General features: G+C 64.1%; 13 protein-coding genes and 1 tRNA gene. 5 read left to right on the forward strand and 9 right to left on the reverse strand.

Annotated elements, in window-relative coordinates; genetic code table 11:
• From BH95_RS19455 to BH95_RS19465, 3 genes are all read right to left on the reverse strand, one after another.
• A partial coding sequence (locus tag BH95_RS19455) for a ribose-phosphate diphosphokinase (protein ID WP_037185236.1) occupies window positions 1–972 on the reverse strand: 972 nt, incomplete at its 3' end.
• Complete coding sequence (gene glmU, locus BH95_RS19460) at window positions 969–2453, reverse strand: bifunctional UDP-N-acetylglucosamine diphosphorylase/glucosamine-1-phosphate N-acetyltransferase GlmU (RefSeq protein WP_052060086.1); 1485 nt, start codon at window positions 2451–2453, stop codon at window positions 969–971. The genes BH95_RS19455 and glmU, both read right to left, overlap by 4 nt.
• A gap of 54 nt (window positions 2454–2507) precedes the next feature.
• Window positions 2508–2578, reverse strand: a tRNA-Gln gene (locus BH95_RS19465).
• A 233-nt stretch (window positions 2579–2811) separates the two neighbouring features.
• Between BH95_RS19465 and BH95_RS19470 the strand changes: the two genes are divergently transcribed.
• The 4 genes from BH95_RS19470 to BH95_RS19485 all read left to right on the forward strand — a co-directional run bounded on the left by BH95_RS19470 (window position 2812) and on the right by BH95_RS19485 (window position 8912).
• Window positions 2812–3438 (forward strand): TetR/AcrR family transcriptional regulator, encoded by a 627-nt coding sequence (locus BH95_RS19470; protein ID WP_019664564.1) that lies wholly within the window; start codon window positions 2812–2814, stop codon window positions 3436–3438.
• A gap of 190 nt (window positions 3439–3628) precedes the next feature.
• A complete protein-coding gene (locus BH95_RS19475) occupies window positions 3629–4267 on the forward strand; it encodes a ScbR family autoregulator-binding transcription factor (protein WP_019664565.1) in 639 nt (212 codons plus the stop codon).
• Between the two features lie 95 nt (window positions 4268–4362).
• A complete protein-coding gene (mfd, locus tag BH95_RS19480) occupies window positions 4363–8001 on the forward strand; it encodes a transcription-repair coupling factor (protein WP_037183582.1) in 3639 nt (1212 codons plus the stop codon).
• Entirely contained in the window at window positions 8001–8912 is a 912-nt protein-coding gene (locus tag BH95_RS19485) for a MazG family protein (protein WP_037161433.1), read from the forward strand. The genes mfd and BH95_RS19485 overlap by 1 nt, the downstream gene beginning before the upstream one ends.
• 151 nt (window positions 8913–9063) lie before the next feature.
• Here the strand turns inward: BH95_RS19485 and BH95_RS19490 are convergent, their stop codons facing one another.
• The 6 genes from BH95_RS19490 to efeU all read right to left on the reverse strand — a co-directional run bounded on the left by BH95_RS19490 (window position 9064) and on the right by efeU (window position 14120).
• Window positions 9064–9705 (reverse strand): dihydrofolate reductase family protein, encoded by a 642-nt coding sequence (locus tag BH95_RS19490; protein ID WP_037183584.1) that lies wholly within the window; start codon window positions 9703–9705, stop codon window positions 9064–9066.
• Window positions 9706–9797: 92 nt separating this feature from the next.
• Window positions 9798–10187, reverse strand: a complete 390-nt coding sequence (locus BH95_RS19495; protein ID WP_037183586.1) for a hypothetical protein — start codon at window positions 10185–10187, stop codon at window positions 9798–9800.
• A 24-nt stretch (window positions 10188–10211) separates the two neighbouring features.
• Window positions 10212–10739, reverse strand: coding sequence for a DUF3558 domain-containing protein (locus tag BH95_RS19500; protein WP_037183587.1), 528 nt, complete (start codon window positions 10737–10739; stop codon window positions 10212–10214).
• A 135-nt stretch (window positions 10740–10874) separates the two neighbouring features.
• Window positions 10875–12119 (reverse strand): iron uptake transporter deferrochelatase/peroxidase subunit, encoded by a 1245-nt coding sequence (gene efeB, locus BH95_RS19505; protein ID WP_080738041.1) that lies wholly within the window; start codon window positions 12117–12119, stop codon window positions 10875–10877.
• On the reverse strand, window positions 12100–13266 hold the full coding sequence (efeO, locus tag BH95_RS19510) for an iron uptake system protein EfeO (RefSeq protein ID WP_037183591.1): 1167 nt from the start codon (window positions 13264–13266) through the stop codon (window positions 12100–12102). The genes efeB and efeO overlap by 20 nt, the downstream gene beginning before the upstream one ends.
• Entirely contained in the window at window positions 13263–14120 is an 858-nt protein-coding gene (gene efeU, locus BH95_RS19515; RefSeq protein ID WP_019664573.1) for an iron uptake transporter permease EfeU, read from the reverse strand. The genes efeO and efeU overlap by 4 nt, the downstream gene beginning before the upstream one ends.
• Window positions 14121–14271: 151 nt before the next feature.
• On the opposite strand from efeU, the gene BH95_RS19520 reads away from it, so the two are divergent.
• Window positions 14272–14997: a lytic transglycosylase domain-containing protein gene (locus BH95_RS19520; protein ID WP_033190783.1), complete on the forward strand. Its 726-nt coding sequence runs from the start codon at window positions 14272–14274 to the stop codon at window positions 14995–14997.
• Window positions 14998–15133 lie beyond the last annotated feature (136 nt).

Below are 15133 nucleotides of genomic sequence, written 5' to 3' on the forward strand. Positions count from 1 at the left end.
GTTGAACAGGCTTGTGACGGATCCGTTTTCGAAGACCTCGCGGATGGTGCGGGCGAGGAGGGGTGCGATGGACAGCTCGGTGAGGGTGTCGAATCGCTTCTCGTCGGTGATGGGGAGGGTGTTGGTGACGACGACTTCCTTGGCTCCGCAGTTGGCGAGGCGTTCGGCGGCGGGGTCGGAGAGGACGCCGTGGGTGGCGGCGATGACGACGTCGCCTGCTCCGGCTTCCTTGAGGACCTTGACGGCGCCGGCGATGGTGCCGCCGGTGTCGATCATGTCGTCGATCAGGATGCAGGTGCGGCCTTCGACGTCACCGACGACGCGGTTGGACTTGACCTGGTTGGGCACCAGTGGATCACGGGTCTTGTGGATGAAGGCGAGGGGTGCGCCGTCGAAGCTGTCGGCCCACTTCTCTGCGACGCGGACTCGGCCGGAGTCGGGGGAGACGACGGTGATGTGTTCGAGGCTGTACTTGTCGCGGATGTGATCGGCAAGTTGGCTGTGTGCGTGCATGTGGTCGACGGGGCCGTCGAAGAAGCCCTGGATCTGGTCGGTGTGGAGGTCGACGGTGATGATCCGGTCGGCGCCTGCGGTCTTGAGCAGGTCGGCGACGAGGCGTGCGGAGATCGGCTCACGTCCGCGGTGCTTCTTGTCCTGGCGGGCGTACGGGTAGAACGGCAGGATCGCGGTGATGCGCTTCGCCGATCCACGCTTGAGCGCGTCGATCATGATGAGCTGTTCCATCAACCAGGTGTTGAGCGGGAAGGGGTGGCTCTGCAGGACGAAGGCGTCCGATCCTCGGACCGACTCCTCGAAGCGAACGAAGATCTCGCCGTTTGCGAAGTCGCGTGCGGTCTGCGGGGTTACCTCGATCCCCAGTTCCTTCGCAACCTGCTGTGCGAGTTCGGGGTGAGCTCGACCCGAGAAGAGCATGAGGTTCTTCTGGTTGTCGATCCAGTTCGGGGTGGTCACTGCTGTTCGCCGTCCTTTGATTTTTGCGCGTTTGCCGATTCGGCCGCCAGAGCGCGTGCTGCAGCGTCTGCTGCGGCAGTGCCTGGACGCTTCTTCTCGACCCAGCCTTCGATGTTGCGCTGGGAACCAGCGGAGACAGCGAGCGTCCCCGGTGGTACATCGTTGCGGAGCACGGTGCCTGCTCCGGTGTACGCGCCGTCGCCCACTCGCACGGGGGCGACGAACATGTTGTCCGAGCCGGTGCGGACGTGGGATCCGACTACGGTTCGGCTCTTGTTGACGCCGTCGTAGTTGACGAACACGCTCGATGCTCCGATGTTGGAGTGTTCGCCGATGGTCGCATCTCCGACGTACGTCAGGTGCGGCACTTTCGAGTGGTTGCCGACGGTCGAGTTCTTGGTCTCGACGAAGGTTCCGATCTTGGCGCTGTCCCCGATGTCCGATCCGGGGCGCAGGTAGGCGAAGGGCCCGACGGTTGCGCCGGGCCCGATGGTGGATTTGTCTGCCTGCGTACGTACGACGGATGCGCGTTCGCCGACGACGACGTCGCGCAGAGTCGTGTCGGGTCCGATGACGGCGTCCTCGCCGACGTGGGTGCTGCCGAGCAGCTGGACACCCGGCTCGAGTCGAACGTCGGCACCGACGGTGACGTCGATGTCGATCCAGGTGGTCGCGGGATCGACGACGGTGACTCCCGCGCGCATGTGCTTTTCGACGATGTGGCGGTTGAGGACGGCGGTGACGTGGGCGAGCTGAACGCGGTCGTTGACGCCCATGACCAGGTCGGGGTCGGCGAGCTGGGTTCCGTACACGGGTAGGCCGCTGCTCTTGCTGATCTTGACGACGTCGGTGAGATAGAGCTCGTGCTGCGCGTTGGCCGTACTGAGCTTGCCGAGCGCGACGCGCAACGCGGTCGCGTCGAACGCGTAGACGCCGGAGTTGACCTCGTCGATCAGTACCTGCGCGGGGGTGGCGTCGGCGTGTTCGACGATCTCGGCGACCTGATCGTCGTCGGCGCGGACGATGCGGCCGTACCCGTTGGCGTCGTCGGGCACGAACGTCAGGACCGTCGCTGCTGCGGGAAGCGGCGCGCTCAGGTGCTCGTCGAGCAAGGCTTTGAGGGTGTGTCCGTCGAGGAGGGGGACGTCGGCTGCCGTGACGAGGACGGTTCCCTCGAAATCGTCGGGAAGTGCACTGAGGCCGCACTGCACTGCGTGGCCGGTGCCCAGCTGCTGTTCCTGCACCGTGGTGACGATGGTGCGTCCGAGTTCCTCGCTCAGTTCGAGGACGGATTCGGTGACCCGCTCGCGGTCGTGTCCGACGACGGTGACGAGGTGGTCGGGACCGAGGTCGGCGGCGGCGTGCAGAGCGTGCGCGAGCATCGTCCGCCCGGCCAGCGGATGCAGAACCTTCGGGGTCTTGGATCGCATTCGGGTGCCTGCACCTGCTGCGAGAACGACCACGGCGGTATGCAACGGCAACGGGGCTCCTCGGGCGACGATCGCTGAACTGGATCTTCAGGGCAATGTTTCTCGCTCCGCCGCCAGGACTCGAACCTGAACTATCTGAACCAAAATCAGAGGTGCTGCCATTACACCACGGCGGATCATTTCACCAGCGGTTTCTCCGGTCGCCGGTGTCTGCACAAGACAGACTACTGGCCTCGAAGCTCCCGCCGAGCGCAACGAGTCTCGCATGCGGGGTGGCCCGAGGTCGAACCGCTCCCGCCGATCGGTGTCATTCGTCCCATAAGCTCGGGTTTCGACGCTGGGAGACCGGAGCTCCAAGTTTCGACGCCGGGAAACCGGCAGGAGTGACCAGATCACAGGGAGGTGCGCCATGTCCGAGCCCGAGAAGGCGCCGCGTGTCCGGATGACGGGCACGCAGCGTCGCGAACAGTTGATCGAGATCGGCCGCTCCTTGTTCGCCGAGCGGGGGTACGAGGCGACGTCGGTGGAGGAGATCGCGGTCCGCGCGAACGTGTCGAAGCCCGTCGTCTACGAGCATTTCGGCGGCAAGGAAGGTCTCTACGCCGTCATCGTCGACCGCGAGATGTCGACTCTGCTGCACATGGTCACCTCGTCGCTGTCGCAGAACCGATCGCGGGTGAGGGTCGAGCGGGTTGCTCTCGCATTGCTGACGTACGTGGAGGAGCGAACCGACGGGTTCCGCATCCTGGTCCGTGACTCTCCGGTCGCTGCTGCCGACGGCAAGTACTCGTCGTTGCTGAACGATGCGGTGAGCCAGGTCGGGCACATCCTCGCCGGCGACTTCACCCGTCGAGGTTTCGACGCCGGGTTCGCGCCGCTCTACGCGCAGGCGCTGGTCGGGATGGTGTCCATGACGGCTCAGTGGTGGCTCGACGTCAGGGAGCCGTCGAAGGAAGTCGTCGCCGCGCACGTCGTCAATCTGTGTTGGAACGGTCTCACCAATTTGGAGGCCGCGCCCCTACTGGCCGGTGAATGAGCCGAGTATTTCCCCACGTGTCGGTGAAAGAGCGGGTAGGGTTTGATTTGCGTCCATGAGACCTACTTCACAGCGACGCATGTATGTTGTTCGGACCATCTGCACGTTGACCAAGGTAAGAATGCCACCGAGTGGTACCGTTCGCTCGTAATTTGCGCAGTGGCAGTCGAGTATTGCGAAGGCGGATCCAATGGTCAGACAGGCACGCGCTGAGATCACGCGCGACACCGTGCTGTCGGGTGCCGCAAATGTTTTTCTGCGGCTCGGCTACGCGAACGCGAGCCTCAGCGAGATCATCTCTCAGTCCCAGGTCACCAAAGGTGCCCTCTACTTCCACTTCGGGTCGAAGGAAGAGTTGGCTCGCGCGGTCATCGACGAGGGCAACGGCCGGCTCATCGCGGCGTGCCAGCAGTTCAACGACGGCCGTATCCCCGCTCTGGAAGCAGCCATCGGCATCTCCTACATCGTCGTCGACATGTCGGTGAGTGACCCGATGGTGTCGGCAATGCTGCGGCTCAGCCACCAGATCGGTGACTACCGGGGCACCCAGGGCAACGTGATGTCCGGCTGGAGCGAGTCGTTCAACGCGCTGGCCGCCAAGGCGATCAAGCAAGGTGACCTCGCCGCTGACGCCGACCCCGCGACCATCGGTGCTCTCGTCCTCGAGATCCTCACCGGCGTGCACATGGTTGCCGTCGCCACAGGCAACACGGAGGAACTTCCGTCACGGATGGAACGTCTCTGGTACTACCTCCTTCCGTCACTCGTGACGGCGGGCAAGGTCGAGTACTTCCGTGAGTTCGCGGCCCGGCGCGTCATCCGGCACTAGTTGCCCGTAGCTGGACGTATGTAAAGGACGCACGACGTCGGCGGTAGGATCGATCGCGATATCCATTGCGCCGATCTCGCTCAGGAGCCCCGCAGTTGTCTTCCGATTCTTCGCTTGCACTGTCGGGCCTCGCGCGCGTCGCACTGTCGGACTCCACGCTCGCCGCCGTGCGCGACGCCGTCGGAGCCGCGGAGCGCACCCTCGTCGCACCCAATTCGGTGCGGCCGTTCGTCGCATCCGCCATCGCCGAGCGAGCGCAGGTCCTCGTCGTCACCGCAACCGGCCGTGAGGCCGACGATCTGACGACGGAACTGAAACAGATTCTCGGCGACGCCGTCGCTCAGTTCCCGTCGTGGGAGACACTGCCGCACGAGCGGTTGTCCCCGAGTGCGGACACCGTCGGCCGACGGCTCGAGGTTTTGCGACGCCTGGCCCGGCCGGACGACAAGGACTACGGCCCGACGCTTCAGGTCATCGTCACCACCGTTCGCTCGCTCGTGCAGCCGATGGCGCCGGGGCTGGGGGAGATCGAACCCATCGGCTTGCGCGTCGGCGTCGAAATCGACTTCGACGGGCTCATCCACCGCCTCGTGGAACTGGCCTACACGCGCGTCGACATGGTCGGTAAGCGCGGTGAATTCGCCGTTCGCGGCGGTATTCTCGATATCTTCTCGCCGACGGCCGATCACCCCGTTCGCGTCGAATTCTGGGGCGACGAGGTCACCGAGCTGCGCGCCTTCTCGGTCGCGGACCAGCGGTCGCTCCCGGACGTCGCCATTCAGTCGGTCATCGCGCCGCCGTGTCGTGAGCTGATTCTCACCGAGACCGTCCGTGACCGTGCGGCGGCGCTCGCTGCGGACAACCAGGCGGACGCAGCGCTGGTCGAGATGCTGGACAAGCTGTCCGCGGGTGTTCCCGTGGAAGGCATGGAGGCCCTGCTACCGCTGCTGCAACCCGGTGAGCTCCAGCTGCTCGCCGACGTATTGCCCGACGGCGCGCATGTCCTGCTGTGTGATCCGGAGCGAATCCGCACGCGTGCAACCGATCTGGTCCGTACCGGCCAAGAGTTCCTGGAAGCGTCGTGGACGGCCGCGTCGGTCGGCGGAGCGGCTCCGCTCGACGCGTCGACGGTCAACACCGACAGTCTCGGCGGAGTGAGCCTGGATCTCGGGGCGTCGGCGTACCGCTCGCTCAGGCAGATTCGTGAATCCGCACAGGCGCTGGGACGACCGTGGTGGACCATCAGTCCTCTCGCGTCCGGAAGCGAGGACGAGGTCGCACTCGTCGTCGAGTCGGTCCCGGAGGTCCGTGGCTCCGAGGAGTTGCTCGCCGGTGTGTTCGCGATGCTCCGCGCACACGTCTCGACGGGTGGGCGCGCGGTCATCGCCGTCGCCGGTGCAGGCACCGCCAACCGCATCATCGAGCGGCTCGGCGAAGCGGAAGTACCTGCGGCACATATCGAGTCGGGGTCCGAGCCGTTGCCGGACGTCGTCAGCGTCCTGTGTGGCACGTTGAACGAGGGACTGATTCTGCCCGACGCCCGGCTCGTGGTCGTCACCGAGAGCGACCTCACCGGAAACCGCGTCGCTGCCACCGAAGGGCGAAAGCTACCGGCGAAGAGGCGAAATCAAGTCGATCCGCTCGCTCTCGTGGCCGGCGACAGCGTCGTGCACGATCAGCACGGCATCGGACGATTCGTGGAGATGATCGAGCGCACCGTCGGCGGTGCACGACGCGAATACCTCGTCATCGAGTACGCACCCAGCAAACGCGGTCAGCCCGGCGACCGATTGTTCGTGCCGATGGATTCGCTGGATCAGCTCTCGCGCTATGTCGGTGGCGAATTGCCGTCGCTCAGCAAGCTCGGCGGATCCGACTGGGCGAACACCAAACGAAAGGCGCGCAAGGCGGTTCGTGAGATCGCCGGCGAGCTCGTGCAGTTGTACGCGGCGCGTCAGGCGGCGCCGGGCCACGCGTTCGGTCCGGACACCCCGTGGCAGCGTGAGATGGAAGACGCGTTCGGGTTCACCGAGACCATGGACCAGATGACCGCGATCACCGACGTCAAGGCGGACATGGAGAAGGCAGTTCCGATGGACCGCGTAATCCTCGGCGACGTCGGCTACGGCAAGACGGAAATCGCCGTCCGCGCCGCGTTCAAAGCAGTTCAGGACGGCAAGCAGGTGGCGGTACTCGTGCCGACAACGCTGCTGGCACAGCAACATCTGCAGACGTTCACCGCACGAATGGCCGCGTTCCCCGTGACGGTCAAGGGGCTCTCTCGCTTCACCCACGGCGCCGAGTCGAAAGAGGTCATGGCCGGTCTGGCCGACGGAACCGTCGACGTCGTCGTCGGCACGCACCGCCTGTTGCAGACGGGTGTCGTGTGGAAGGACCTCGGCCTCATCGTCGTCGACGAGGAACAGCGGTTCGGCGTCGAGCACAAGGAGCACATCAAGTCGCTCCGCACCCACGTGGACGTGCTGACGATGTCCGCGACTCCGATCCCTCGTACGTTGGAGATGAGCCTCGCGGGGATTCGCGAGATGTCGACCATCCTCACGCCACCCGAGGAGCGCCATCCGGTTCTGACCTACGTCGGCGCGTACAACGACAAGCAGGTCGCGGCTGCGATTCGCCGCGAACTGCTGCGCGACGGTCAGGTGTTCTTCGTGCACAACCGTGTCAGTTCGATCGACAAGGCCGCGAAGCGAATTCGTGATCTCGTTCCGGAAGCGCGCGTCACCACGGCGCACGGCCAGATGAACGAGGAGACCCTCGAACGTACGGTGCAGGGCTTCTGGGAACGCGAAACCGACGTGCTGGTGTGTACCACCATCATCGAGACGGGTCTCGACATCTCCAACGCCAACACGCTGATCGTCGAGCGCAGTGATTCGCTCGGCCTGTCTCAGCTGCACCAGCTGCGTGGACGCGTCGGACGTAGCCGCGAGCGTGGTTACGCGTACTTCCTGTACCCGGCGGAGAAGCCTCTCACCGAGACCGCGTACGACAGGCTGTCCACCATCTCGCAGAACTCCGACCTCGGTGCCGGTATGGCCGTCGCCATGAAAGACCTCGAAATCCGCGGCGCCGGAAACGTTCTGGGTGCCGAACAGTCCGGCCACGTCGCCGGCGTCGGATTCGATCTGTACGTGCGGTTGGTCGGCGAAGCCGTGGAAGCGTACCGGGCAGCCGCCGACGGCAAACCGATCTCCACCGACGAAGCGCCCAAGGAAGTGCGCATCGACCTGCCCGTCGACGCACACATTCCGCCGGACTACGTCACCAGCGACCGGTTGCGGCTCGAAGCCTACCGAAAGCTTGCTGCTGCAACGGATTCCGACTCGATCAACGCAGTGCTGGACGAGCTCGTCGACCGCTACGGCCCACTTCCCGAGGAAGTGGGACGCCTGGTGTCCGTCGCCAAGCTTCGTTTGATCGCGAAGGAGTACGGGCTCACGGACGTCAACGTCGCGGGCACCCAGGTCAAGCTGGCCCCGATGGATCTGCCCGATTCCAAGCAGATCCGACTCAAGCGGCTCTACCCCAACGCTGCGTACCGCGCCACCACCGGTGTGGTGCAGACGCCCCTGCCTCGCGTGGAAGGCGGCGGCGTCGGTGCTGCGCGAGTGCGGGACGTCGAGTTGGTCCAGTACATCGCCGACCTCATACTGTCACTCGACGGTAAACCGTCCAGGTCGGTGTTGCTGGAGCAGACTGTGGGGGTGTGATGACGGTAGTGCTGCTGGATCCCGTTCGCCCGACGATGGTCCCGGCCGAGGCCGTGGAATTCCTCAACGGAATCGTCGAGTTCACCGAGGAGGTTCCGGTGCGCACCCGGTGGCTGTTCTCGGGTACCGCGCACGCCGACGGCTCGGCCGAGGTCCTCGTCAGCACCGACCCGTCGAACCCGGATGTGCAGCAGCGCATTCGGCGCGGTGACCGCGTGATCTCGTCGCCTAAACTGCCTGGTGACGACCTTATCGCTGCCGTACTTCTGATGGACCGCCTTCGGGTCCGCGGTGGGTGGGAAGCTCAGCAGACACACGCGTCGTTGAGCGGTTACCTGCTCGAAGAGACGTACGAGCTTCTCGATGCGATCCACAGCGGCAACCTCGACGACCTGAAAGAGGAACTCGGCGACATCCTGCTGCAGGTGCTGTTTCATTCTCGGATCGCGCAGGACGCGTCGGAAAATGCATTCGACGTCGACGACGTAGCAGCGGGTCTTGTACGAAAGCTGACGCACCGAACCCCGCACCTCGACGACGGATCGACCGGCCCGATCGACATCGCTGTGCAGGAGAAAGCGTGGGAGGAGAAGAAGGCAGCCGAGAAAGCCCGCGGTTCCTGCTTGGACGGCGTCGCACTGTCCCAACCCGCACTGGCACTGGCCCAGAAAGTCGTCGCGCGGGCGAGCAAAGCGGGACTGCCCGACGAGCTGATTCCCGACGAACTTCGCGTCGTACACATCGGCCTCGACCACAGTCACGGGGGCGAAAGCGCCGAGGACTTGTTGCGACGCAACGTCTTGCGTTTCGCCGACCGTATCCGCGACGCCGAAAAATCCGCCAAGGTCCACGGCGCAGTCCCCGGCAAACTCACCGCCATCGAATGGATCGAGAACTGGGGTAGGCGGTAGGTCCGCCCCCTTTGGCGCACGAATGGGCCCTGCTAGCTACCGGTACGCATGAATGTGACATCCAAGCGATGAGGGGCTGGTCGGCCGGTTTTCCGGAGCGAATGTGACGTTCGGTCAATGCTGCGCACCTGGGCGTGCGTCTGCGATGAGGCTACTTACGCCAGAACAGATGATGTGTGACGCCGCTGGGGCTGGGGATGGTTTCGTGCTCGAATCGGTCGTCGAGTTCGTCGGGTGACTCCCACAGCTTCAGCCCCGACCCGAATTCGATGGGCGCGACAGTGATGTGGAGAGTGTCCACCAGGTCGGCGTCGAGGAACTGGCGGATTGTCGTGACCCCGCCGCCGAGACGTACGTCCTTACCGTCGGCCGCCTGCTTGGCTCTGTCCAACACATCTGCCGGCGAACTGTCGACGAAGTGAAACGTTGTGTCGGAGAGTTGGATCGAGGGGCGCTTGTGGCGCGTGAGTACGAACACCGGGGTGCGGAACGGTGGCTCATCACCCCACCACCCCTCCCATTCGTGGTCCGTCCACGGCCCGCGTTGAGGTCCGAACTTGTTCCGGCCCATGATCTCGGCGCCGATGTTGTTCGAGAAATCGCGGGCGAAGTAGTCGTCCAAGCCCCGGGACCCACTGGAGCCGGCGTTGCCCGGAAAACTTGCCGTGGCGAAGAACCACTTCATCAACGTCAGATGGTCGAGACCGAACGGGTTCTCGAGGCTCTGGTCGACGCCTGCGGCGACCCCGTCGGCTGAGATGGTGAAATTCTGTACCCGCAGTAGCTGTGCCATGTGTCTCCCCGCATCGAAGGTGCCGTTCCGGAGTGTAGACCCGGCATCCGCGCAAACTTCATCGCCGACGACGGCGAGGCCTGGCCGGTGGATCAGTTGGGGAACGTCTGCGCGACGTCGGATGCATTATCTGTATCGGTGTCCGAGTACTGATCGAAGAACTTCTGGAACACCGCCTGCATTTCCTTCACCACTTGAATGTGGCTGTCGATGACACCGACCATGCTGTTCTGTCCGCCCACGGCTTTCTCGGACAGAATTTGTGCAAACTGTTTGCCCATCTCGAAGTCGCCGTATCCATCGATCTTGCCTAATTGACGCGCCGTCGCTCGATGTCGGTCGAGTCTGTCGAGGTAGTTGACACAGCTCTGATTGCATTGCCTAGCGGTATCGGCGTCCAAGTACAGCTGACCGTTGTCGGCGGCGATGGCCAAGCTCTGCCAGTAGGTAAGACGAGGTGCAATCGGGTGTTCAGGCGACATCAGAATCTCCTCTGTTGCAGTATCCTACGATTTCGGCACGGCGGGACTTATGGAACGAGTATGGCGAACGACGATTTCGCACAGGTCTCTCGAGGATTGCGACGACCCTTTGCGTGACGCGCTGAACAGGGCGAGACCAATCGCGGTATCGAAAGCGATCTCGCACGAATTCTCGGTGTCGGTGACTCTCGATTGGTAGACGAGTGCATTTCGATCAGTGACCTCGACGCTCTGGAATCCCGAGTTCTGCGGGTTTTCACGTACATCGTTGAGGTCGTAGTCGGGGGTGAAGTAGACATCGAATGTGTACCAATCTTCCCCACTGATCGAGTCCCACCCGCAAATGGTCCAGCCCGGGGTGGTGTAGCCCTTGTCTGCCATGGAGTCTTTGGAGGCTGGATCGAGGCCTGCGGCGGTGATGGTGGTGTCGGGGATGGTGCAGGGGTCGAAGGTCTGGTCGGAGGGGGAGTCGGCGACGGCGCTGCCGGTGATGTCGGTGGAGCAGCCGACCAGCAGTGCGACGCTGATCGCCGTCAGACAGGCCTTACGCATAGTCTCCCCCTCGCAGAAATCACGTCGTCAGGTTAGACGCACGCGAGGCCGGATCGGTTCCACTTCGGCAGGAGACGTTCTCGTCGAGCGGCCTGGATGCGCCACACACGCTGTCTGCTCGCATGAATGAACCATTCATGCGAAGAGGGTAGACCCCCAGAATTCCGATTCACCCAATCCGGGCGGGCAGGCGAAGACGGCGGAGCCGACGTGTTGGATGTATTCGTTCAGTAGGTCTTTGCGTGCCAGGGCCAGCTGCATGGGCACGAACTGCTCGAGTGGGTCTCGGCAGTACGCAATGAAGAACAGTCCTGCGTCCAGGTGACCGAAGCCGTCGGAGCCGTCGGTGAAGTTGTAACCGCGCCTGAGGATTTGGATGCCGTCGAGGTTCTCCTTCGAGGCGAGACGCACGTGGGCGTCGGAGTCGATCAGCAATCCTTCAGGACCCTTGGAATCGAGGTCGAGAGCGTCGAATTCGTCTTTCAGGCCCAGGGGTGCGCCGGTTCCCTTACTGCGCCCGATGACTCGTTCCTGCTCCTTCAGCGTGGTCCGATCCCAGGATTCGATCAGCATGCGGATTCGACGCGCAACGAGGTACGAGCCTCCGGCCATCCATGGTTGATCGTCGTCTTCCCCGACCCAGATGTAATCGTCGAGCAGGTCGGGATCCTCGGCTTTGAGGTTGGCCGTTCCGTCTTTGAATCCGAACAGATTTCGTGGTGTCGCCTGGGTGGTCGACGTCGACGACGTGCGCCCGAATCCGAGTTGGGACCATTTGACTGACACGGTGCCGAATCCGACACGTGCGAGGTTGCGGATGGCGTGGACTGCGACCTGCGGGTCGTTGGCGCAGGCCTGGATGCAGAGGTCGCCGCCGGAGCGGCGTTCGTCGAGATTGTCGGCGGGAAAGTGCTGCAGGTCGGCCAGGGACGTCGGCTTGAGATCCGCAAGCCCGAAGCGGGTGAACAGTCCGGGCCCGAATCCGATCGTCAGGGTCAACGACGACGCGGACAATCCCAATGCCTCACCGGTGTCCGACGGCGGGCGGTACTCACCCGCGCCGACGGCGCCACCGTCGAATGTTTCTTCGCCCCGGGTGAGCCGCTCCGCCATGAGCGTCCACTTCTGGAGCAGCGCAACGAATTCGTCGCGTGACTCGGTGGTGATGTCGAATGCGACGAAGTGCATGCGGTCCTGTGCCGGGGTGACGATGCCGGCCTGGTGCGCTCCGCGAAATTCCACGATGTCCGACGGCCGGTCCTCGTTGGACTCCGCGCATGCGGCAACGGCTCCCGTCCCGACGAGGGCCGCGCCCACCCCGACGGCGCCGAACAGGCGCCGCCGAGAGAAGCGAGAGGTATTACTGTCCGGCAACGACACCCTGTACCTGACTTACCTCGGCGGACAGTGCGTCGATCTTGTTGGAGAGTTCCTGACGCTGGGGTTCGGTGACGGTGTCGTAGAAGACGAAGCCGTCGCCCTGGCGGTACTCGGCCAGTTCGGCGTCGAGCTCGGCGAAGCGTGCATCGATGGCTGACCCCAGTTCTGCGTCGTTCTGATCGATGATCGGACGCACTGCGGCGACTGCTGCCTGGGAGCCGTCGACGTTCGCCTGGAAGTCCCATAGGTCGGTGTGCGAGAAGAAGTCTTCCTCACCGCTGATCTTGGTCTTGGCGACCTCGTCGAGCAGTCCCTGGGCGCCACCTGCGACCTGAATGGGGTCGATGGTGAAGTCCTCGGCCTTGACCTTCTCGGCGAGTTCTGCGATGTCGGCCTGAAGCTGATCGGCCATCTGGTTCGTGTCGGGCTGCAGCCCCTGCTCCCAGAGATCTTTCTCGATGCGGTGGAAGCCGGTCCAGGTATCACCGGGCTCGACGTCCGGTTCACGCAGATCGATGCGCGGGTCGAGGTCGTCGGGGAACGCCTCGGCGACCGGCTCGATGCGCTCGTAGTAGCTGCGGGTGACGGGGAACTGGGTCTTTGCGGCTTCGATGTCGCCGGACTTCACGGCGGCGACGAACGATGACGTAGTCTCCTGGAGCGCGTCGACCTGGCTGACGACGTATCGTTTGTAGCCGGTTGCTGCCTCGTCGAGCAGTCCGTTCTCGTCGGCCTGACGCACGGCGTCGCCGGAGACGACGAAGTCTGCGCGGATTCCGTCGCCGACCATGCCTGCCTTGCAGGCGGTTTGGTAGGTGCCCGGGTCGGGCAGGGCGACGATGAGCTGACGCGTCAGGCCCGGTCCGATGTTCTCGACCTCGCCCATGACACGGTCGCCTTCGCCGTAGACGTAGAACTCGGTGACCTTGGTTCCGTTGTTCGTGATCTGGAACGTCGAGTTGCCGGTCGTTCCTTCGGACGTCGCGACATCGCACGTGGTGTCGGTGGCGGCGACGGCGATGTCGCCGGAACCGGACTCGGATCCGCCGTCGGACGACGATTTCTCGGTGCAGCCGGCGAGAGCGAGCGGCAGAGCCGCGAGTGCGGCCAGCGCAAAGGTGGTACGGCGCAAGGGAGTGCCTTTCATGAGGTGACTGCGGGTTCGGGTACGCGAACCGGCCGAAGGAACAGGTAGAGAACGACAGCGAGGTAGAGCACCCATCCGGTGACCTGCAGGACGGTGGGTTCGGGTCGGAAGTTGAAGATGCCGGCGAGGACGGTGCCGTACCAACTGGAAGCGTCGAACTGTGCGGTGATGTCGAAGGCCGTCGAACCTCCGCCGGGCAGAATCCCGCCGATCTGCAGTGCACGGATTCCGTACGCGAGAATGCCTGCCGCGACGACGATCAGGAAGATGCCGGTGTATTTGAAGAACACCGCGAAATTGATGCGGATGGCGCCGAAGTACAGCAGAACCGTCAGTCCGGCCGCGGCGACGATTCCCAGCAGAAGTCCCAGCAGCGGCCACGAACTGCCGCCCGTGTTCTCCGCGTATCCGACCATCAGCAACGCAGTTTCGACGCCTTCGCGTCCGACGGCGAAGAACGACAGCGCCAGGACCGCGAGTGGTCCGACGGTCAACGCTCGCTCCATGCCGGAGCGGAGTTCGCCGGAGATGTCCTTGGCAGCGGTGCGCATCCACAGCACCATCGCGGTGACGATGCCGACGGCGACCAGCGAGGCGGCTCCGGCGATGATCTCCGCGGTCAGTCCGGTGACCGTCGACGTTCCGTAGTGAATGACGAAAAAGATCGCTGCCACCATGGCAACAGCCAGCCCGACTCCCAACCAGACCCACTTCAACGCGTCGCGCCGCTCGGCCTTGACGAGGAAAGCGACCAGGATCATGACGACGATGCCCGTTTCCAGGCCTTCTCGGAGGCCGATCAACCCGCTTCCGAACATTTGGGTGGCGATGGGCGGAGCGGCTAGGACGGACACGTTCGGTGCTCCTGAAGCGTTGCGAGAAAGGGTAGGGAACCCTCATGTGGTTGAGAGCAACATACACCCTCGTGCATATTGGAAAACGCCTTTGACCTGCGCATACTCGGCGCTTTAGGTTTCTATTACTTTTCGTGTGCAGGATGGACCTGTGAAGAAGCGAGTGGCCTACGTCGTTGCTGTGGTCGCGGTGGGTCTGTTGGCTGCGGCGTGCGGCTCGTCGGAACCGCCGCGTGCGATTCCCGAAGGCATTCCTCCCGGAGCGGGAACGCCGGTGCCCGAGATCGACTTCAACGCACAGGGGAGAACGGCGGACCTCCTGCTCGATTGGGCGGAGCCCCAGGCCGACGCCATGAACATCTCGGTTCCGGCGTTGGCGGCCTACGGTCACGCCGCCGCGATCATGTCCGACACGGCACCCGGCTGCGGCATCGCCTGGACGACGCTCGCCGGAATCGGCTACATCGAAAGTCGCCACGGCACGTACCAGGGCTCGTCCGTCGCCCCCGACGGTCTTGTGTCGCCCGCGATTCGCGGCATCCCATTGGACGGCGGCCCGGGCGTCGCCGAAATTCCCGACACCGATGGCGGCCAACTCGACGGCGATCCGGTGCACGACCGCGCGATGGGCCCGATGCAGTTCATTCCCGAGACCTGGAAGAAATGGGGCGTCGACGCCAACGGTGACGGAATCGCCGATCCCGACAACCTCGACGACGCGGCTCTGACCGCAGCTCGCTACCTCTGCGCGCGCGGAGGTGATCTGCGTACTGCGGAAGGGTGGGAGCGCGCGCTCATGGCCTACAACCAGTCCGGTGTCTATCTCCGAGACGTCCGCGACGCTGCAGCCGCCTATTCAGTCGGCACCACTGCGTGACTCCGCAGGCTCCGCTCCTGACTTTCCCTGGTCACTCCGCAGGCTCCGCTCCTGACTTTCCCTGGTCACTCCGCAGGCTCCGCTCCTGTGCGTCGCGGGGAGGTCAGGCGAGCGGCTAGTCTGACACCCGGCACTT

The sequence above is a fragment of the Rhodococcoides fascians A44A genome (genome assembly GCF_000760735.1).
GTDB classification, from domain to species: Bacteria; Actinomycetota; Actinomycetes; order Mycobacteriales; family Mycobacteriaceae; genus Rhodococcoides; species Rhodococcoides fascians_E.